Origin of the sequence: Spirillospora sp. NPDC048911, assembly GCF_043198015.1 — a bacterium.
Taxonomy (GTDB): Bacteria; Actinomycetota; Actinomycetes; order Streptosporangiales; family Streptosporangiaceae; genus Spirillospora.
Genome location: NZ_JBICUD010000005.1, coordinates 197,797 through 217,149 on the forward strand (window position 1 = coordinate 197,797; position 19,353 = coordinate 217,149).

Consider the following 19,353-nt stretch of genomic DNA (forward strand, 5'->3'; position numbering starts at 1 on the left):
CCGCGCGGGGCTGGCCCCCCTGTGTGCCGGCCAATATTTTTTTTTTCTTGTGGTTGACAATGGGGGGGGGGGGGCGGGGGGGGGGGGGGCCGCCGCCCCCCCCCCCCGGGGGGGGGGGGGGGGCCCCCCCCCGGCCACCACGTTCCACGCTCGGGCGGCGGCTCGGCCGCGCGCTGACGCCGCTGCTGTGGCTCGGCCCGTCGATCGTGCTCATCGCGGTCGTGGTGCTGTGGCCGGTCGTCGAGATGGTCCGCACGTCCACGCTGAAGATCAGCTCTTCGGGCGTCACGCTCGGGTCGAACGGCACCGTCAACTACTCCGACCTGTTCGCCGAGGACGACCTGATCCCGGTGCTGGGCCGGACGCTGTTCTGGGTCGTCGGCGTCGTGGCCGTCACGATGGTGCTGTCGCTGGCGCTGGGGCAGTTGCTGAACGCCCGCTTCCCCGGGCGGCGCGTCGTGCGATGGGCGGTGATCGTGCCGTGGGCGGCGTCGGTGCTGATGACGGCGCTGATCTGGAAGTGGATGCTCGACAACTACTCCGGCCTGGTCAACCGCGTCCTGCTCGACCTCGGCGTCCTGGACGAGCCGGTCAACTGGCTCGCCCACCCCGGCCAGGCGATGGTGTGGATGATGTGGGTGGCGGTGTTCGTGTCGCTGCCGTTCACCTCGTTCGTGATCCTGGCCGGCCTGCAGACCATCCCCGGCGAGCTGTACGAGGCGGCGCGGGTGGACGGGGCGACCCCGCTCCGCACCTACTTCCAGATCACGCTGCCGCTGCTGCGGCCCGCCATCCTGATCGCGTCGATCGTGAACGTGATCAACGTCTTCAACTCGTTCCCGATCATCTGGGCGATGACCGGCGGCGGCCCGGGCCACGCCACCGACACCACCACGACGTTCATGTACAAGATCGCTTTCTTCGACCAGAACGTGGGCGAGTCGGCCGCCATGGCCGTGGTCAACTTCGTGCTCGTCCTCGTCATGGTGCTGCTCTATCTGCGCGCCTCGCGCTGGCGGGAGGAGGTCCGATGAGGCCCCGCACGGTCATCCTCACCGGCGTCGGCTGGCTGGTCGGGCTGCTGTTCCTGCTCCCGTACCTCCAGATGTTGCTGACCTCGCTCAAACCCGAGAACGAGCTCACCAAGTCGCCCGGCACCTACCTGCCGGGCGACTGGAAGTGGTCGAACTTCATCGACGTCTGGTCGTCGCAGCCGATCTGGCAGAACATGCAGGTCTCCCTGGTCGTCGCCGCCGCGGCCACCCTGGTCACCCTCGTCTGCGCGCTGCCCGCCGCCTACTACACGGCCCGCAACCGTTTCCGCGGCCGCAACGTGTTCCTCCTGATGGTGCTCATCACCCAGATGTTCGCGCCCACGGCCCTCGTGATCGGCATCTACCGGGAGATGGTGGCGCTCGACCTGACCGACACCCTGCTGGCGCTCATCCTGGTGAACGCGGCGTTCAACCTGCCGTTCTGCGTGTGGATCCTGCACGGCTACTTCTCCAGCATCCCCAAGGAGCTCGAAGAGGCCGCGTTCCTGGACGGCGCCGGCCGGGTGGGCGCCCTCACCCGCGTCACCCTCCCCATCTCGATGCCCGGCGTGGTGACGGCCGTCGTCTACACGTTCATCTCGGCGTGGAACGAGTACATCGTCGCGCTCACCGTGACGGCCTCCCCCAACCGCCGCCCGCTCACGGTCGCGATCCCCTCCTTCGTCACCCAATATCAGGAACACTGGCAATTCCTGTTCGCCACGTCCCTGATCGCTATCGTGCCTGTGGTGATCCTCTTCATCTTCATCGAGCGCTACCTCATCGGCGGCCTGACCGCTGGGTCGGTCAAATGACCGTCATCGCCCTCGACGTCGGCGGCACCTCCATGAAGGGCGCGATCGTCTCGGGCGACACCGTGCTGGAGACCGAACGCCGCCCGACCGACCGCGAACGCGGCCCCGAAGTCGTCGTGGACGCCATCCTGGACTTCGCCGCCGACCTCAAGACCCGCGCCGTCAACCGCGGCGAACCCCCTGTGGCCGCCGGCCTCGCCCTGCCCGGCGTCGTGGACGACGCCACCGGCACCGCCGTCCGCTCCGCCAACATCGGCTGGGAGAACGTCCCGATCCGCAAGCTGGCCGCCGAACGCCTGGACGTCCCGGTCGCCATCGCCCACGACGTCCGGACGGGCGGCATCGGCGAAGCCGTCCGCGGCGCCGGTCGCGACACCACCGACTTCCTCTTCCTCCCCATCGGCACCGGCATCGCCGCCGCCGTAATGATCGACGGCGCTCCCTACGCCGGCGCCACGTCCTGGGGCGGCGAGATAGGGCACATCGTCGTCCGCCCGGGCGGCGAGCCCTGCGCGTGCGGGGCCCACGGCTGCCTGGAGACCTACGCCTCCGCCGCCTCCATCTCCCGCCGCTACGCCGCCCCGGCCCGCTCGTCCATCGGCATCTGGGAGACCGAGCCCCCGCTCGCCGAGCCCCCCGTCCCCGCCGAAACGGTCATCGAACGCGCCGAAGCCGGCGACCCCGTAGCCGAACGGGTCTGGACCGAAGCCCTGGACACCCTCGCCGACGCCTTGGCCACCGCGACCATGCTCCTGGACCCCTCGATAATCGTCATAGGCGGTGGCCTGGCCGAGGCTGGAGAACGTCTCTTCACTCCCCTGACGACCCGCCTGACGGACCGCCTCCCCCTCCGTCCGCCTCCGCCGTTGGTCCCCGCCCAGCTAGGCCCCGAAGCCGCCATGCACGGGGCCGCAGTCCTCGCCTACCAAACCGCCGCCGCTCATGAGAACTGACGGATCGTCAATCGCGGCAACCGGAGAGAGTCGCGCGCATAAATCCGAACTCCGCACGCTCACCCGTCTTCGCCGGCCCATTTTCGGGGGTTTTGGGGCCGGGTGATCGGTGGGTTGATTCACTTTGACCGATGGTGGCCTTGGCTGAGTGGCGTGCGGTGGCCTGTGCGCGGGGGTCGGGTCTCTAGCGTTTGAGTATGGCGCTGGTCGAGCGGGATCGGGATGTGCGGGCGATTCTTGATCTGCTTGGCGGGGTCGGGACGGGGCGAGGTGTGACGGTGCTGGTGGAGGGGGCACCGGGCATCGGGAAGACGGCTCTGCTCGCGGCCGTGCGCGAGCGTGCGGCGAGTTCGGACGTGCGGGCGCTGGCGTCGGTGGGCGGAGAACTGGAGCGTGATCTGCCCTTCGCCATCGTGCGGCAGTTGTTCGAGCCGCCGTTGCGGGCGGCTTCGGCGGCGAGGCGGGCAGAGTTGCTCGCCGGGGCGGCGGGGCTGGCGTCGCCGGTGTTCGGTTACCGCGAGAAGCGGGATCTGTCGGATGCCGTTTACGGGCTGTACTGGCTGTGCGCCAATCTGGCGGAGGACGGGCCGCTGTTGCTGGCGGTGGACGATGTCCACTGGGCCGACGACGCCTCTCTGCGGTTTCTGTCGTATCTGTCGCGGCGCGTCTCGGATTTGCCGGTGCTGTTGTTGCTGGCCGGTCGTCCCTTCGACGGGAGCGCGTTCGCGCCGCAGGTGATCCGGTTGAGGCCGCTGACCGAGGAAGCGGTGCGCGTCGTGGTGCGCCAGGAGTTGTCTCTCGACGCCGACGAGGAGTTCTGCCACGCGTGCGCGGTCGCGAGCGGGGGCAATCCGTTCCTGCTCACGGAGGCGCTGACCCAGCTGCGGGCGGCCGGGACGAGGCCGGTCGCGGCCGAGGCGCATCGGCTTGAGCACCTGCGGGCCGAGACCCTCTCGCGGGCCGTGCTCGCCCGGATCGCGCGGCTGGGGCCCGACGCCGTCCGGTTCGCCAGGGCGCTGGCCGTGTTCGGGTCGGCGGCGCAGCCGCGGCATGTGGCCGCCTTGGCCGGGTTGTCGGTCGACGCGGCCGCCTCCGTCGCCGACGTGCTGGCGCGGGAGGCCATCGTGACCGCCGACCGCCCGATCGGGTTCGTGCATCCGCTGTTGCGGACGGCCGTCTATCTCGACGCGAGCAGCCTGCTGCGGGCGAGCCAGCACAAGCGGGCGGCACGGGTGCTCGCCGAGGAGGACGCCGAGCCCGAGCGGCTCGCGCCGCACCTGCTGGCCGCCGAGCCGGAGTCCGATCCGTGGGTGGTCGACTCGCTGCACGCGGCGGCCACGTCCGCGATCGGGCACGGCGCGCCGGAGTCCGCGGCCGTGTATCTGCGCCGGGCTCGCGCCGAGCCGCCGCCGGCGGCCCGGCGGGGCCCCCTCGCCGCGCTGCTGGGCCGGACCCTCGCCATGGCGGCGCGGCCGGACGAGGCCGCGGTCGTGCTGCGCGAGGCGATCACGCTCACCGAGCCGCCGGCCGAGCGATTGCGGCTGGCGATCGACCTGGGCCTCCTGCTGACGCAGACGGGCCGCGCCGACGAGGCGGGCGAGGTCGCCGCGATGGCCCGCGGCATGGTCACCGACGACGCCGAGCTGCCCGTCGGGCTGTACGCGGAGTTCGTCACGCTCGACCTCGTGACCCTGCGGCCGCCCGCGGCGGTGCTCGACCGCGTGGAGGCGATCGCGTCCCGGCTGACCGGCACGAGCGACGACGACCGGATGCTGCTGTCGGTGCTGGCGTACGGATGGGCCACCGCCGGCCTCCGTCCGGCCGCCCGGACCGCCGAACTGGCCCTGCGTGCCGCGGCGGGTCCCCTTCCCGCGCGCGGCGCATGGATCCTGGTCAACCTCGCGAGTGCGGCGCTGGGGCTCACCGATCACCATGCCGAGGCGCTGGAGCTGCTCGACCGGGGCCTGGAGGGCGCACGTGAGCTGGGCAACGCCGGGGATTTCCGCTATCTGTCGACGCTCCGGTCCCATACCGCCTGGTACGCGGGCCGCCTGATCGAAGCCGAGGGCGACGCGCGCGCCGCGCTGGAGAGGGTGCCCGGGGAGCCCAGCACGCCCAGCACGCCGCTCGCGGCGGCCGTGCTGGTCGACGCGCTGGTCGAACGCGGCGAGCTCGACGAGGCCCGGCGGGTGCTCGACGAGTACGGCATCGGCGGCGACCAGCCGGCGGGCACACTGATCATGCACTTCATCCCGATGGCCCGCGGCCGGCTCAGGCTCCGGTCCGGTGAGCCGGCCGCCGCACTGGCCGATCTCCTCGGCGTCGGCAAGTTCCTCGTGGACGCGGGGTACCTCTATCCCGGCTTCGCCGAATGGCGCAGCGACGCCGTCGGGGCCCACCTCGCGCTCGGTCAGACCGAAGCGGCCGCGGCGCTGGCGTCGGAGAATCTCGAACTCGCCCGGAGTTTCGGTGCCCCGCGTTCGACGGCGCGGGCGCTCCGCACCATGGCGCAGGTCGAACGCGGGGAACGCGGGCCGGCGTTGCTCGCCGAGGCCGTCGACCTGCTGGCCGGTTCGCCCTCCGAGCTGGAGCACGCCCACTGCCTGGTCGGCTACGGATCGGCGCTGCGCCGTGCCGGGCAGCGCACTCGCGCTCTCGACCACCTGCGTCACGGGCTCGACCTGGCCGTCCGCTGCGGTGCGGGCGGCCTGGCGGAACGGGCCAGGCAGGAGCTGCACGCCGCCGGTGCCCGGCCGCGCAGGGACGCCCTGTCCGGGCGCGACGCGCTGACCGCGAGTGAACTGAGAGTCGCCCGGCTGGCCGCCGACGGCGCGACCAACCGCGAGATCGCGCAGACCCTGTTCGTGACGACGCGGACCGTCGAGGTCCACCTCACCAGCACCTACCGCAAGCTGAAGATCCAGGGCAGGCGGCAGCTGCGGGCGATGATCGCCGATCCGCCCCCGGACCGACGGATCCACCCTCCTGGCCGATGAGCCGCCCCACCGAAACGGGGACCGCGGTGCGGGCGGGGCAGAACATTTCGGTGGCCACCACGAGGCCATCCGGCGCCGATCGGGTCATCGTCGTATCCATGACTGACACGAACAGCGAGATGTTGCGGGTGGAGCTCGACTTCGTCCCCGGCGTCGAGCCCATCCGGGGACGCGCCCGCGACGCCGACGGGGTCGAGCACGCGTTCGCCGGCTGGCTTGAGCTGGTCGAGGTACTCGATGAGGCACGCATGGGGCGGCGGGCCGGCGGCACCGGCCGATCGAAGGAGCCGCGACGGTGATGGCGGGCATCTTCCGGCGGCGGGGCGGTGCGGAGACGGCGGAGACGCGGGAGATGGCGGCGCCCGCCGACGGCGTCGCGCGAAGTCTCGTGGAGATCTCCCGGCTGGTCACCCTGCTCACCAGGACGCACGAGTCGATCAGGGCGGGCGGGCCGCCGGTCGTCGACACGATCACCATGGGGGAGGTGGTCGGGTTCTTCGTCGAGCACCGCGACGAAGCGAAGGGGGCCGTCGCCGCGGTCGCCGTACGCCGGCCGGACCCGCGCGGGCAGTTGCTGTGGCTCGGCTTCGTGGACGCCGCGGGGCGGCCCCTCGCCAAGCCCGCCCGCGCCTACGTGGCGAACTCGCTCGACCCCGAACTCGACGAGAGCTTCGGCGCGCACCAGGTCGTCCTCTTCACCTGAGACACGACTTCTCCTGAAACATCACGAGGGCAGGAGATCCCGAATCCATGGACCCGCTCACTCTGCTCATCCTCACCGCCGTCGCCCAGATCGTCATCGACGTGGTGGTCCAGCTGCTGCATCTGGCGTTCGCCCGGCTCGCCGAGTGGTTCGTCAGCCGGCAGGCGCAGGTCGCCGGCAACCCGAACCGCATGGCCGTCACCGTGGCCGAGAGCCTGCGCTCCGGCGACTTCGCCGTCGTCCAGGGCATCTTCGACCAGTACACGGGGAACTTCGTCGGCCAGCCGCGACGCGTCCGGGCGGGCTCGGCCGACCCGCAGGTCTCGTGGCTGCACAGCGGCAACCGCGTCGCGGTCTGGACGTGACGGCCGTGGTGCTCACGTTCATCCTCATCGGCGCCGCCGTCGGCTGGGGTGTGAAGAAGCTCTTCTTCGACGAGCCCGAGACCTACACGCGACAGACACCCGCTTACGCGCCGCGCATGTCCGTCCACCAGGCCGCCCGCACCCTGGTCACGGTGACGCTCCAAGCGATCCGCAACTGGCTGGGCCACCACAGCACCGCCGCCTACGCCGACATCATCCGCCGGCACCTCGCCAACGGCCAGGTCAACGTCGTCTCGATCGGGCTCACCGCGTACGGGCACCAGGTCGCCTCCAAGTCCTGGACAGGGCCGGTGGCGACCGACCTGAACGCCGCGTTCGGCACCGCCCATCAATTCCGCCTGTACACCTAAGGATCGCCATGTACGCCGAGACCGGATTCCAGCGGCTCCTGCGCCAGAAGACCCGCCCCCTCCACATCTCGGGCATCCCCGAGAACGCCGGGGCGACCGCCGTGGCCCTGCTCACCAGCAGGCTCGGCAAGGCGGTCGGCGATTTCCTCGACACCGAGGCACTGGACGGGCTGACGCTGCGCCTGTCCACCCGGACGCCGTTCGGCGGAGGGCCCGAGGACGAGGACGAGGAGCCGCCGGCGCGGTTCCGTCCCATCGAACCCGAGTACGACTTCGACCGGCTCATCCTGCCCGCCGCGACCCGGGAGCAGCTGATGCTCGCGATCACGACGATGGAGCATCGGGCGCAGCTGTTCGAGCGCTGGAACCTGGGGATGATCGAACCGCACCCCAACGCCGCGATCAGCCTGCACGGCCCCTCGGGGACGGGCAAGACGATGGCGGCCCACGCGATCGCCCACCGGCTCGGCAAGAAGATCATCCTGGCCGACTACGCGCAGCTGGAGTCCAAGTACCACGGTGACGGCACCAAGAACCTCCACGCCATGTTCGCCGCCGCCCTCGCGCACGACGCGGTCCTGTTCCTCGACGAGGCCGACGCCCTGCTCCACCGGCGCTTCGAGGCCACCAGCCAGGGTTCGGAGCACGCCGTCAACACCCTGCGCAGCGCCCTGCTCATGGCCCTGGACGCCTTCGAGGGCCTGGCCGTCTTCGCCACCAACTCGGCGAGCAGCTACGACCCCGCCGTCCACACCCGCGTGAGGCATGTGGAGATCCCGCTCCCCGACGCGCCCGCCCGCGAGGCCATCTGGCGCGCCCACCTCCCGCCGGGGCTTCCACTGGCGGAGGACGTGTCGTGCGCGGCCCTGGCCGAGCTCGACGGCGTCTCCGGCCGCGAGATCAAGAAGGCCGTCATCGAGGCGGCGACCCGCGCCCTGCGCGCCGGACGGTTCCACGTCGATCAGGCCGATTTCCGAACCGCTCTCGAATCCGCCCGCGCCGCCCGGCAGTCCGCGGAAACGCCGAGGCCCGCACAGGCCGGACAGGCCGCAGAGGCCGCCCAACCGGCAGAGGCCGCCCAACCGGCAGAGGTCGTCCAGCCGGCAGAGGCCGCGCAAGCCGGGCACCCCGCACAGGACAGGCCGGCCTCCGGCCCGATCCCCGCGCCGTCCGAGTTGGCCAGAGCCGTCCTTGACGCCGCGTCCGATCTGGAGAGCACCACCACAGGAAACGCCCGATGACCACAGCCCGAATCTGACCGCCCCCGCTCCGCACAGCGCGAGGGATGGGTCTGCACCCGCGTGACCCGCGGCTTCGGACGGCCGGCGCGATCGGAGCTCGCGCGGCCGAGCCGCGGCACCGAGCGGAGCGAGGAACCATGGCGTTGCCCTGCCACGGAACCTCCGGGGCAGGGCAACGACGATTCAGGCGATCGCTTCGAGTTCTTCGGTGCGGGGCTGGGACGGGCTGTCTTGCTCGTCGAACTGGGTGCGGTAGAGCTCGGTGTAGCGCCCGTTCGCGGCCAGGAGGTCGTCGTGGGTGCCGCGCTCGACGATGCGGCCGGACTCGACCACCAGGATCTGGTCGGCGGCCCGGACCGTGGACAGGCGGTGGGCGATGACGACGGCGGTGCGGCCGTCGAGCGCCTCGGTGAGGGCCTCCTGCACGGCGGCCTCGGAGGTGGAGTCGAGGTGCGCGGTGGCCTCGTCCAGGATCACCACCCGGGGGCGGGCCAGGAGGAGGCGGGCGATGGTGAGGCGCTGGCGTTCGCCGCCGGAGAGGCGGTAGCCGCGCTCACCGACGATCGTGTCGAGGCCGTCGGGGAGCGATCTGATGAGGTCGTCCAGGCGGGCGCGGCGCAGGACGTCCCACAGGTCGGGCTCGGTGGCCTCGGGGCGGGCCAGCAGGAGGTTGTCGCGGATGGACTCGTGGAAGAGATGGCCGTCCTGGGTGACCATCCCGAGGGTGGCGCGGATGGTGTCGAAGCTCAGGTCGCGCACGTCGACGCCGCCCAGGCGCACGGCGCCCTCGTCGACGTCGTAGAGGCGCGGGAGCAGCTGGGCGATGGTGGACTTGCCCGCGCCGGACGAACCCACGAGGGCGATCATCTGGCCGGGCTCCGCCTTGAACGAGACGTCGTGCAGAACCTCTACGCCGCCGCGGGTGTCGAGGGTCGCCACTTCTTCGAGGGAGGCGAGGGAGACCTTGTCGGCGGAGGGGTAGCTGAAGCGGACGTCACTGAACTCGACCGAGACGGGGCCCTCGGGGACGGGCGCGGTCTCGGGCTTCTCGGCCACCAGCGGCTTGAGGTCGAGGACCTCGAAGACCCGCTCGAAGCTCACCAGGGCGCTCATGACCTCGACCCGGGCGCTGGCCAGGGCGGTGAGGGGCGCGTAGAGACGGACCAGGAGGAATGACATCGCCACGACCGCGCCCGCGTCGAGGTTGCCCTTGAGGGCGAAGAAGCCGCCCAGGCCGTAGACCAGCGCCAGGGCCAGGGCCGAGACCACTGTGAGCGCCGTGATGAAGACGTACTGCACCATCGCGGTGCGCACGCCGATGTCGCGGACGCGGCGGGCGCGGCTGGCGAACTCCTCCGACTCGCGGGCGGGGCGGCCGAACAGCTTGACCAGGGTCGCGCCGGGCGCCGAGAAGCGCTCGGTCATCTGGGTGCTCATCGCCGAGTCGTGGGCGGCCGCCTCGCGCTGGAGCCGGGCGAGCCGGGAGCCCATGCGGCGGGCGGGGAGGACGAAGACGGGGAGGAGGACCAGGGCCAGCACGGTGATCTGCCAGGAGATGCCCATCATGACGATCAAGGTGAGGAGGAGGGTCACCAGGTTGCCGACGACGCCGGAGAGGGTGTCGCTGAACGCGCGCTGGGCCCCGATGACGTCATTGTTGAGACGGCTGACGAGCGCGCCGGTGCGGGTGCGGGTGAAGAACGCGACCGGCATGCGCTGGACGTGGTCGAAGACGGCGGTGCGCAGGTCGAGGATCAGCCCCTCGCCGATGCTGGCCGACAGCCAGCGGTTGAGCAGCGCCAGCCCGCCCTCGGCCAGGGCGATGATCGCGATGATCACGGCCAGCCAGACCACCGTCGAGGAGGACGAGCCCTTGACGATCGCGTCGACCACCCGGCCCGCCAGCACGGGGGTCGCCACCGCGAGGACGGCGGTGACCACGCTGAGCAGCAGGAACCAGCCGAGCTGGGCGCGGTGCGGGCGCGCGAACGCCCAGATGCGCTTGAACGTGGCCTTGGAGAACGGCCGTTTGTCATCTTGCGCGTTCATCGCGTGGTGCAAGGACATCCACGCGGTCACTTCCATATCCATGTGCACACACCGTCGCTTGTCAGAGAGCCTCGGCGGCCGCCGGCCGGCGACCTGATGATCAGGATGCAACCTCAACATTGATTGAGGTCAACCCCGAGGCCGCCCTCAGGGTCTCCCACAGGTCTGACACTTTGCGCCGCCGAAACTCATCGGGCAGCCTGTGATCATGGGAATCGACATCGACCAGGTCCGCGCCGAGACTCCCGGCAGCGCGGGCGTCGTCCACCTCAACAACGCCGGGGCCGCGCTTCCTCCCCGTCCGGTGACCGATTCCGTCCTCGCGCACCTCGAACTCGAGGCGACGATCGGCGGCTACGAGGCCGCCGACCGGAACGCCGCCGCGATCGCCCGCTTCTACGGCGCGGTGGCGGAGCTGATCGGTGCGGTTCCCGAAGAGATCGCGTACGTGGAGAACGCCACCCGGGCCTGGGACATGGCCTTCTACGCCATCCCGTTCGAACGCGGCGACCGCATCCTGACCACGACGAGCGAGTACGCCAGCAACGCCATCGCCTACCGCCAGATCGCGGCCGCGCGCGGGTTGAGCGTCGAGGTCGTCCCCGACGACGAGCATGGGCAGATCTCGCTGGAGGCGCTCGCCACCGAGCTCTCCAGGGGCGGGGTCCGGCTCGTCGCGATCAACCACATCCCGACCCACAACGGCCTGATCAACCCGGCCGCCGCGGTCGGGCGGCTCGCCCGGGAGGCGGGCGCGCTCTACCTGCTGGACGCCTGCCAGTCGGTCGGCCAGCTCGCCGTCGACGTCCGCGAGATCGGCTGCGACATGCTGTCGGCGACCGGCCGCAAGTACCTGCGCGGCCCGCGCGGCACCGGGTTCCTGTACGTGCGGCGCGACGTCGTGCAGTCGCTGGAGCCGCCGTTCCTCGACCTGCAGGCCGCCGACTGGATCACGCCCGAGACCTACGAGGTGCACGACGACGCGCGCCGCTTCGAGACGTGGGAGCGCTTCGTCGCCGGGCAGGTCGGCCTGGGCGTCGCGGCCGACTACGCCGCCGCGCTCGGCATGGACGTGATCGAGGAACGGGTGACGGGCCTCGCCACCCTTCTGCGCGGCGAGCTCGCCGCCCGTCCCGGCATCACGATCCTGGACCGGGGCGAGCGGCGCTCCGGCGTCGTCACGTTCACCGTGGACGGGCACGACTCGATGGCGGTCAAGCTCGCCCTGCGCGAGCGCGGCATCAACGTCAGCGCCACCGACAACGCCCACCAGCGCTTCGACCCGCACGCGGTCCCGTCCGCCGTACGAGCCTCGGTGCACTACTACAACACCGAGGACGAACTGGACCGCCTCCTGGCCGCGCTCCCCCAGACCCGTGCTCTCTAGACCCTGAACGTCTGGAAGAGCTTGCGGGCGGCCGGCTCGTCCAGGGCCAGCCGGTTGGGGTCGGCCGGGTACGGGCGTACGGGAACGGTGCTGAACCGCGCCGCGTCCGGCCCTGTCCGTTCGACGCTCCGGGCCAGCTCCCGCAGCACCGTCATGTCGAGCGGTCCGGTGCTCGTGATCGAGCCGGTCGCCGCCTTGACGAACGCCGCCAGCTTCGGCGCGTCACCGATCCCCAGTTCCTGGGCCCGGCGCAGCATGGAGGCCATGAACAGCTGCTGCCGTTCGATCCGGTCCAGGTCCGAGCCGTCCCCGAGACCATGCCTGGCCCGGACGTACGCCAGCGCCTGATCCCCTCGGACGACGTGGCGGCCGGCGCTCAGCCGCAACCCCGACTTGGAGTCCGACACCGCCTTCGGCACCACGACCTCCACCCCGCCGAGCGCGTTCACCATCGACGTGAACCCGGCGAAGTCGATCGACAGCGCGTGATCGACACGGACGTGGGTGAGGGTCTCGATCGCCTTGAGCGAGCAGCTCAGGCCGCCCATGCTGTACGCGGAGTTGATCTGCCCGATCCCGGCCTTCCCGACGTCGCCGGAAGGCGTCCGGCAGGACGGCAGCGTCATCATCAGGTCGCGCGGGATGCTGACCGCCGAGACCCGCTTGCGGTCGCGGGGCACGTGCACCAGCACGATCGTGTCCGACCGCGGCGAGACGCCGCCGCGGCCCCCGTGGGCATCGGAGCCACCGCGGGCGTTCGAGCCGTTGCGGGCGTCGGAGCCGAGCACCAGGATGTTGAACGCCTTCCCCGCTCCTGGCGACGGCGTGGGGCCGTCGGCGCCGGGCTCGCCGGGGTCGCCGCCCCGCAGCAGCACCGTCGGCACGAGGATGAGCGCGGCCGTCACCGCCGCGGCCACGCCGATCACGAGCCGGCTCCGGCCGCGCCGGCGGCCGGTCCGCCCGGCGGCCGTCTCCAGCAGGCGGTGCCGCTGCCGGACGAGCGTGGCGGGAGGTTCGTGTTCGAGGTCGTGACCCAGGTCGCGAAGCAGGTCGAGGTCGTCCATGGTCACTCCTCCTCGTTCATCGGGTTGGTGTCGCCCAGGACGGCCCGGACCTTGCGGCGGGCGCGGTTCAGGCGCGAACGGACCGTCCCGACCGGGATGCCGAGCGCCCGCGCGACCTCCTCGTACGCCAGATCGCCCCACGCCACCAGCAACAGCACGTCCCGGTCGCGGCGCGGGAGCCCGGCGAGCGCCTCGGCCAGCAACGGCCGCGACGCCGACGCCGTCACGCCGGCGGCCACCCGGTCGGCGGGCCCCTCGACCTGGCTCTCCACGGGGCTGCGGCGCAGCGCCCGGTAGCGCGCGGCCTCGCCGCGGTGATGGCGGGAGACGAGCTTGGTGATGATCCCGAACAGCCACGGCCGCGCGTCCGCGTGGCTCAGGTCGTACCGGTTCCGGCGGCTGAACGCGACGAGAAAGGTCTCGCCGACGAGGTCCTCGGCCACCTCGGGCCCGAGCCGCCGCGAGACGTACCGGTAGAGCATGCCGCTGTAGCGGTCGAACAGCGCGGCGAACGCCTCCGGATCCGTGCGCGACCGTTCGATCAGGTCCGCGTCACCCGCGGCGGGACCGGCATCGGCGGTGGCGGTGCCGCCGGCCGGAGAGGCTGCGGGAACACCGGTTCGGGCACCGGTGGGTGGAGCGGTCATCGCGGACACCATTGCATGAAGACCGGCCTTACCGTCATGGGGGGATTCGTTCGCGGATGTATCGCCACAACCCCCGATCCGGGTTCACGCACAAATTGGCAAAGTCTCGCTCTCCGCCATGGATCGGCGGCGGGATGCCGGGAAGGACCCGAGCATGAACGTCAACGACCAGCGGGCCGGCGCGCTCGTCCTCTTCGGCATCACGGGCGACCTCGCCAAGAAGATGCTGCTGCCCGCGCTCTACCGGCTGACCGCCCGCGGCGAGCTGGACGTGCCGGTCATCGGGGTGGCCAAGTCCGACTGGGACGACGAGGCGCTCCGTTCCCACGCGCGCGAGGCGATCGCCGCCGTCCACGAGATCGACGACGAGGTCTTCGGGCGGCTCGCGGAGCGGCTGAGCATCGTGACCGGCGACTACAAGGACGGCGCGACGTTCGACCGGCTCCGCGAGGCCGTCAAGGACCTCGGGTTCCTGACGCACTACCTGGCGATCCCGCCGTCGCTGTTCGAGACCGTGGCGGAGGCGATCGCCGCGGCGGGGCTGAACGAGAACGCCCGGCTCGTGGTGGAGAAGCCGTTCGGCCATGACCTGGAGTCGGCACGCGCGCTCAACGCCGAGCTCCAGAAGTACTTCGACGAGGACCGCCTGTTCCGGGTCGACCACTTCCTCGGCAGCGAGCCGGTCGACGGGCTGATGATCGCGCGGTTCGCCAACACGCTGATCGAACCGGTCTGGAACCGGTCGTACGTGGACAACGTGCAGATCACGCTCTCGGAGGACTTCGACGTCGCCGACCGCGGCTCGTTCTACGACTCGGTCGGGGCGCTGCGCGACGTCGTCCAGAACCACCTCCTCCAGGTCCTCGCCTACCTGCTCATGGAGCCGCCGGCCGACTCCGATCCCGGGTCGTTGCTGAACGAGAAGTGGCGGGCCCTCAGCGCGGCGCGCGCCATCGACCCCTCCGACGTGGTGCGCGGGCAGTACGCGGGCTACCAGGACGTCGAGGGCGTCGAGCCGGGCTCCACGACCGAGACGTTCATCGCGCTGCGGATGTTCGTCGACAACTGGCGCTGGGCGGGCGTCCCCTTCCATGTCCGTTCCGGCAAGTGCATGTCGGTCACCTCCACCGAGGTCATCGTGGAGCTGCGGCGGCCGCCGGTCACGCTCTTCCGGACGCCCGACGGCACCGCACCGCCCAACCTCCTCCGGTTCCGCCTCGAACCCAAGGCCGGGATGACCTTCGACCTCCTCGTCGAGCAGCCGGGGAACGAGGACCGGCCCGTGCCCGTCCCGCTCGCCGTGGACTTCTCCGACGTGCTCGGGCCCGGCGAGATGCCGTACGAGCACATCCTCAGCGCCGCGGTGAACGGCGAACCGGAGCTGTTCACCCGCTTCGACCTCGTCGAGGAGTCGTGGCGGATCGTCCAGGGCATCCTCGACGCGCCGGACCCGCCCGAGCCGTACAAGCCCGGCACCGACGGCCCCGCGGCGGCGGAACGGCTGCCCGGCCCGGCCGGCTGGCACGCCCTGGAAGGCGCCTCGCACCGGTAGCGGTCCAGCTCAACGGCCCCTTTCGGGTGCGATCAGGGTTCCAACCGCCCGTCCGGCCGGGCCGCGCCGGACTTCGGCACCATCGACGCGCACTGGACCCGCCGTCCCTGACCAGCGACGACTTTGATCACCAATGCATCACGGCGTGAACTTTCGGGCTAAGCTGCGCATCCTCAATGGTGCACGGGGGGTCGCCGGCGAGGCCGCTCCGTCCGCCTGTCCCGGAACAGTCGTCGAGGAGGTCGCGCGGTGAAGGAAACCCGGCACGAGCCGGAGTCTGCGGACAAGGCCGCCGACCCCACAGAGCCCGTCACGGACTCGGTCGGCGACGCCCCTGACCGTACGGACACGGCCGAGTTCCCCCTCCCCCAGCCCGCCCCGGCGGACGAGGCCCCCGCCGGCCCGGACGAGGTGACCCCGGACGGCGAGGCGCTCTCGGCCATCCTCGGCGTCCCCGCCACCCCGGAGCCCGAGGAGGCGCCCGCCGAGGCCGAGGCGAGCGCGCCCGAGGAGACCGAGCCGGAGCCCGCCGAGCCCGAGCCCGCGGAAGCCGAAGCCGAGCCCGCCGAGGCCGAAGCCCCCACGGCCGCCGAAGAGCCCAGGTCCTCCGCCCCCGACACCGATCCTGATCGCGGATCGTGGACCATCGAGGACCCCGGCGTCACAGCCGCGCTGGACGAGGTCTTGGCCGACAACGCCCCGCAGACCGTCGATCCGGACCATACGGCGACCGACCCCGTTCTGCAGGCCTCCCCGCCGGACGCGCCCGAGCCGGAGGCGTCCGCACCGGAGTCCGAGGCAGCAGCGTCCGCCCCCACCCCGGAGACGCCCGCGGCACCCGCTGAACCGACCCCAGAACCGGAAGCACCCGCGCCGCAGACGCCCACCGCACCGCCCGCTCCGGCAGTGGCTGAACCAGCTGCACCCGAACCCACGTCGGCGGAGTCAGCGCCCACGCCTGCAGCGCAGGAACCTGGACCGGCCGCGCCCGCCTCACCGGCCCCTGAACCGGAGGCGCTCACACCGCCAGCGCAGACCTCGTCGGCGCCCCCGTCTCCCGCACCGGCACCGCAGCCGCCTGCCTCACCACCATCCGCGCCCGCAGCGCCCGCACCACAGGCATCCGCACCGGCAGCTCCCGCGCCACAGGCTCCCGCACCGGCGCACAGCTCGTCGGCGTCCGCGCCACCGGCGCCCGCCGCACCGCCGCCCGCGCCGGGAAGGCATGCCGCACCGCCCGCGCCTCCAGCGCATGCCCCGCAGCCGCCTGCTCCGCCTGCCTCTCCACAGGGGGGTCCGTCCTCGTGGGGGGCGACGGTGGAGTGGGGGGCCGGGGCACCGGCGCCTGTCGATCCGGACGAGACGACCAAGGATCAGCCGCCGACGCTCAGGCAGGTCACGGAGTGGAGGGCGGCGGTCGCGCCGCCCCGGACGGATGTTCCTGAGCCCAGCCAGGCTTGGGGCAGCCCTCCTGCCGTTCAGCCCGATCAGTCCTTCCAAGAGGGCTGGGGGGCCGCGGCTGACCAGGCCTCGACGACTCAGACTGATCTGCCTAGGCGCAGCGCCGCCCCGACTGTCGAGACTCCGCTCTCGCATGCGCCCCAGCCCACGTCCACGGATTCCGGTCAGTGGGCGGTTCCGTGGGCGGGTCAAGAAGAAGCCGAAGCACCGCCCAAGAAGAAGCGGCGCGGCTGGCTCATCGCGACCGTTCTGGTGGTCGTGCTGCTGGCCGGCGGGGCGGTGGCGGGCCAGTTGCTGCGGCCGCTGCCCAAGCCCACGGTCACGTTGACCATGGCCAAGACCAGTCACACCTTCGCCGGGGCCAAGCCCGTGCTGGCCTGGCCCGCCCAGGGCCAGTCGGCGTTGTTCGTCGACGGCGTCGGGACGATGGGCTCGGCAGGCGGTTCGACGCCGATTCCCACGGCCAGCGTGGCCAAGACGATGACCGCGTACGTCTTCCTCAAGAGCCATCCGCTGGCCAGCGGGCAGCCTGGCCCGACGTACACGATCTCCAGGGAGGCCGCGATGCGGCTCCCCGGGCAGAAGCGGCGCGGCGAGTCGTTGCTGGACGTCAAGATGGGGCAGCGGCTCACCGAGCGCAAGGCCCTCGAGGCGCTGATGATCATTTCGGCGAACGACGTGGCGCACGAGCTGGCCCGGTGGGACGCGGGCAACCCGCAGGCGTTCGTCGCGAAGATGAACGCGGCGGCCAGGCAGCTGGGCATGACCAGCACCCGTTATACGGATCCGAGCGGCTACGACTCCCGCACGGTCAGCACGGCGGCGGACCAGGTGAAGCTGCTGCGCGCGGCGATGCGCATCCCCGCGTTCGCCGAGATCGTCGGCAAGCGGATGTATGTGCCCGACAACGGCGGCGTGACGCGGGTGGGCGGCAACATGCTGCTAGGCCAGCTGGGCGTCGTCGGCGGCAAGACCGGCTACACGGACGCGGCGGGCGGCAACTACATCTTCGCCGCGCGCAAGCGGGTCGGCGACGTCAACGCCCTCATCGTCGGCGCGGTGATGGGCCAGCGCTCGGCGAGCGCGGTCGGCGCCATCGACGCGGCCAAGAACCTGGTCGCCGGTGCGGAGAACGCGCTCGTCTCGGCCACGCTGGCCCCGGCGGGCCAGCAGGTCGCGGAGGTCGACGACGGCCTGGGCGGCACGACGCCGCTGACCGCGAAGACCCCGCTGACCGTGATCGGCTGGCCCGGGCTCACGGTGCCGGTGACGGTCAAGGCGACCGCGCCGCACGAGGCCGCGCAGGGCACGCAGGTGGGCACGGTGTCGGCGGGCGCGTCGCGCGTCCCGCTGGTGCTGGGCGCGGAGCTGACCGAACCGGCGATCATCAAGCGGCTCGTCCGCCTGGCCGACTAGGACGGGTCGGGCGGGCGGTCCACGGGAGTGGTGAGCCACACGGTGAGCACCATCTCCATCTCCAGGCGGTTCTCCGGGTCGTAGAGGCTCTCGCCGAAGAGCTCCTCCAGCTGGTGCAGCCGGTAGCGGACCGTCTGGGGGTGGACGTGCAGGCGCGTCGCCACCTCCGTGGCGTTGAACCCGCTCTGCAGGCACGCCAGCAAAGTGTGGGCGAGCCGTTCGCGATGGCGTGGCCGCACGGTGCGCAGCGGCGCCAAGCGCAGGTCGGCCACGGCGCGGACGAGTTCCTCGTCCTTGAAGACGACGAGCGTCGGCATGTGGTCCGAGCAGCGGATCAGCTGGTCGGACGGGAGGATGCCGCGCCGGGCGAGCGGCAGCGCCTCGCGTGCCCAGCGGAGCGACTTGGACGCGTCCTCGGTGCGCACCGTCGGGCCCATCGCGGCGACCCAGTTGCGCAGGGACGAGTCGAGCAGGCGGCCGCGCCCGGGCCCTTCCGGGTCCGGGACGACCAGGCACGGCTCGCGCCGGTTGACGTCGGCGAGCACGTCGGGCGGCAGCGACGGGTGGGAGAACGGATGGTGGCCCCGCTCGTACAGCACGACCGCGGCGACCGTGCGCGGAACGCGCCATTGGGCGAGCCGCGCGAGGTCGGCGATCGCCTGCGGTGACGCGGGCGGCTCGGCCAGCAGCAGGTCCAGCAGACGGCGGCGCCGGTGTTCGAGCTCGCCGGCCTCCTGCTCGCGTGCCTTGGTGTACCCCTCGGTCGCGGCGCGCGCGATCTCGTCGAGAAACGCGAAGATGGCCTCGGCGAGGCCCGCCAGGTGGCGGCGCGAGACGTTCATCTGCTCCGACTCCGCCGCCAGCCGCCGCCACGCCACCCGGGCGCCCAGCCGCAGCGTGCCCTGAAGCACGTCGAGGTTGCGGCCCTCCCGGGCCTCCGCCCAGCCGATCTCCCGGTAGACCGCGGCGACCGGCTCCCAGGACGCGTTCGGGTCGACGATCAGGTCCACGAACTGCCGCAGCGCCCCCTCCACCGCGAGCCGCACCAGCCGGGCGTACTCCTCGTCCTGCGGCCGGTCGTACTCCGGGATGCCGGCGAGGATCTCCTCGATCATCTCGTCGGCCAGCTCGGCGAGATGGGGCCGGAAGATGTCGGAGAGCTCGCCGGGGACACCGGCCCAGGGCTTGCGGGGCGAAGGCTCCTCGATCGCCGTCGTCACGTCCGCACCTCCAGCCCCCGCACCGGGAACGCGGGGGTTCGGAAGTTACCTCGGAGTGATCGAAAGCACTGCACCGCCC

At 71.9% G+C, this 19,353-nt stretch carries 16 protein-coding genes; 12 read left to right on the forward strand and 4 right to left on the reverse strand.

Annotated features, from left to right (window positions below):
- Positions 1-206: 206 nt before the first annotated feature.
- The 9 genes from ACGFNU_RS23770 to ACGFNU_RS23810 all read left to right on the forward strand — a co-directional run bounded on the left by ACGFNU_RS23770 (position 207) and on the right by ACGFNU_RS23810 (position 8,478).
- The gene (locus tag ACGFNU_RS23770) at positions 207-1,034 is read left to right on the forward strand and encodes a carbohydrate ABC transporter permease (RefSeq protein ID WP_392596866.1); all 828 of its coding nucleotides are present in this window, start codon (positions 207-209) and stop codon (positions 1,032-1,034) included.
- On the forward strand, positions 1,031-1,849 hold the full coding sequence (locus ACGFNU_RS23775) for a carbohydrate ABC transporter permease (RefSeq protein ID WP_392596868.1): 819 nt from the start codon (positions 1,031-1,033) through the stop codon (positions 1,847-1,849). Before ACGFNU_RS23770 ends, ACGFNU_RS23775 begins: the two co-directional genes overlap by 4 nt.
- On the forward strand, positions 1,846-2,802 hold the full coding sequence (locus ACGFNU_RS23780; protein WP_392596869.1) for an ROK family protein: 957 nt from the start codon (positions 1,846-1,848) through the stop codon (positions 2,800-2,802). Before ACGFNU_RS23775 ends, ACGFNU_RS23780 begins: the two co-directional genes overlap by 4 nt.
- A gap of 197 nt (positions 2,803-2,999) precedes the next feature.
- A complete protein-coding gene (locus tag ACGFNU_RS23785) occupies positions 3,000-5,798 on the forward strand; it encodes an ATP-binding protein (RefSeq protein ID WP_392596871.1) in 2,799 nt (932 codons plus the stop codon).
- A 98-nt stretch (positions 5,799-5,896) separates the two neighbouring features.
- Positions 5,897-6,097, forward strand: coding sequence for a hypothetical protein (locus ACGFNU_RS23790; protein WP_392596872.1), 201 nt, complete (start codon positions 5,897-5,899; stop codon positions 6,095-6,097).
- Positions 6,097-6,501, forward strand: a complete 405-nt coding sequence (locus ACGFNU_RS23795; RefSeq protein WP_392596873.1) for a hypothetical protein — start codon at positions 6,097-6,099, stop codon at positions 6,499-6,501. The genes ACGFNU_RS23790 and ACGFNU_RS23795 overlap by 1 nt, the downstream gene beginning before the upstream one ends.
- Positions 6,502-6,548: 47 nt before the next feature.
- Entirely contained in the window at positions 6,549-6,866 is a 318-nt protein-coding gene (locus ACGFNU_RS23800) for a hypothetical protein (RefSeq protein ID WP_392596874.1), read from the forward strand.
- Positions 6,863-7,237: a hypothetical protein gene (locus tag ACGFNU_RS23805; protein ID WP_392596876.1), complete on the forward strand. Its 375-nt coding sequence runs from the start codon at positions 6,863-6,865 to the stop codon at positions 7,235-7,237. The genes ACGFNU_RS23800 and ACGFNU_RS23805 overlap by 4 nt, the downstream gene beginning before the upstream one ends.
- 8 nt (positions 7,238-7,245) lie before the next feature.
- The gene (locus ACGFNU_RS23810) at positions 7,246-8,478 is read left to right on the forward strand and encodes an ATP-binding protein (protein ID WP_392596878.1); all 1,233 of its coding nucleotides are present in this window, start codon (positions 7,246-7,248) and stop codon (positions 8,476-8,478) included.
- Between the two features lie 183 nt (positions 8,479-8,661).
- Here ACGFNU_RS23810 and ACGFNU_RS23815 read toward each other — a convergent pair whose 3' ends face one another.
- Positions 8,662-10,569 carry an ABC transporter ATP-binding protein gene (locus ACGFNU_RS23815; RefSeq protein ID WP_392596880.1) on the reverse strand — a complete coding sequence of 636 codons (1,908 nt, stop codon included), beginning with the start codon at positions 10,567-10,569 and terminating at the stop codon, positions 8,662-8,664.
- A gap of 166 nt (positions 10,570-10,735) precedes the next feature.
- Between ACGFNU_RS23815 and ACGFNU_RS23820 the strand changes: the two genes are divergently transcribed.
- The gene (locus ACGFNU_RS23820; protein ID WP_392596882.1) at positions 10,736-11,914 is read left to right on the forward strand and encodes an aminotransferase class V-fold PLP-dependent enzyme; all 1,179 of its coding nucleotides are present in this window, start codon (positions 10,736-10,738) and stop codon (positions 11,912-11,914) included.
- On the opposite strand, the gene ACGFNU_RS23825 is transcribed toward ACGFNU_RS23820, so the two are convergent.
- Complete coding sequence (locus ACGFNU_RS23825) at positions 11,911-12,978, reverse strand: LCP family protein (RefSeq protein ID WP_392596884.1); 1,068 nt, start codon at positions 12,976-12,978, stop codon at positions 11,911-11,913. The genes ACGFNU_RS23820 and ACGFNU_RS23825 overlap by 4 nt on opposite strands.
- A 2-nt stretch (positions 12,979-12,980) precedes the next feature.
- Positions 12,981-13,625 carry an RNA polymerase sigma factor gene (locus ACGFNU_RS23830; RefSeq protein ID WP_392596886.1) on the reverse strand — a complete coding sequence of 215 codons (645 nt, stop codon included), beginning with the start codon at positions 13,623-13,625 and terminating at the stop codon, positions 12,981-12,983.
- 154 nt (positions 13,626-13,779) lie between these two features.
- On the opposite strand from ACGFNU_RS23830, the gene zwf reads away from it, so the two are divergent.
- Entirely contained in the window at positions 13,780-15,177 is a 1,398-nt protein-coding gene (gene zwf / locus ACGFNU_RS23835; protein WP_392596887.1) for a glucose-6-phosphate dehydrogenase, read from the forward strand.
- A gap of 249 nt (positions 15,178-15,426) precedes the next feature.
- A complete protein-coding gene (locus ACGFNU_RS23840) occupies positions 15,427-18,054 on the forward strand; it encodes a D-alanyl-D-alanine carboxypeptidase family protein (protein ID WP_392596889.1) in 2,628 nt (875 codons plus the stop codon).
- On the opposite strand, the gene ACGFNU_RS23845 is transcribed toward ACGFNU_RS23840, so the two are convergent.
- Entirely contained in the window at positions 18,051-19,274 is a 1,224-nt protein-coding gene (locus tag ACGFNU_RS23845) for a PucR family transcriptional regulator (RefSeq protein ID WP_392596891.1), read from the reverse strand. The two genes, ACGFNU_RS23840 and ACGFNU_RS23845, sit on opposite strands and share 4 nt — an antisense overlap.
- Between the last annotated feature and the right edge of the window lie 79 nt (positions 19,275-19,353).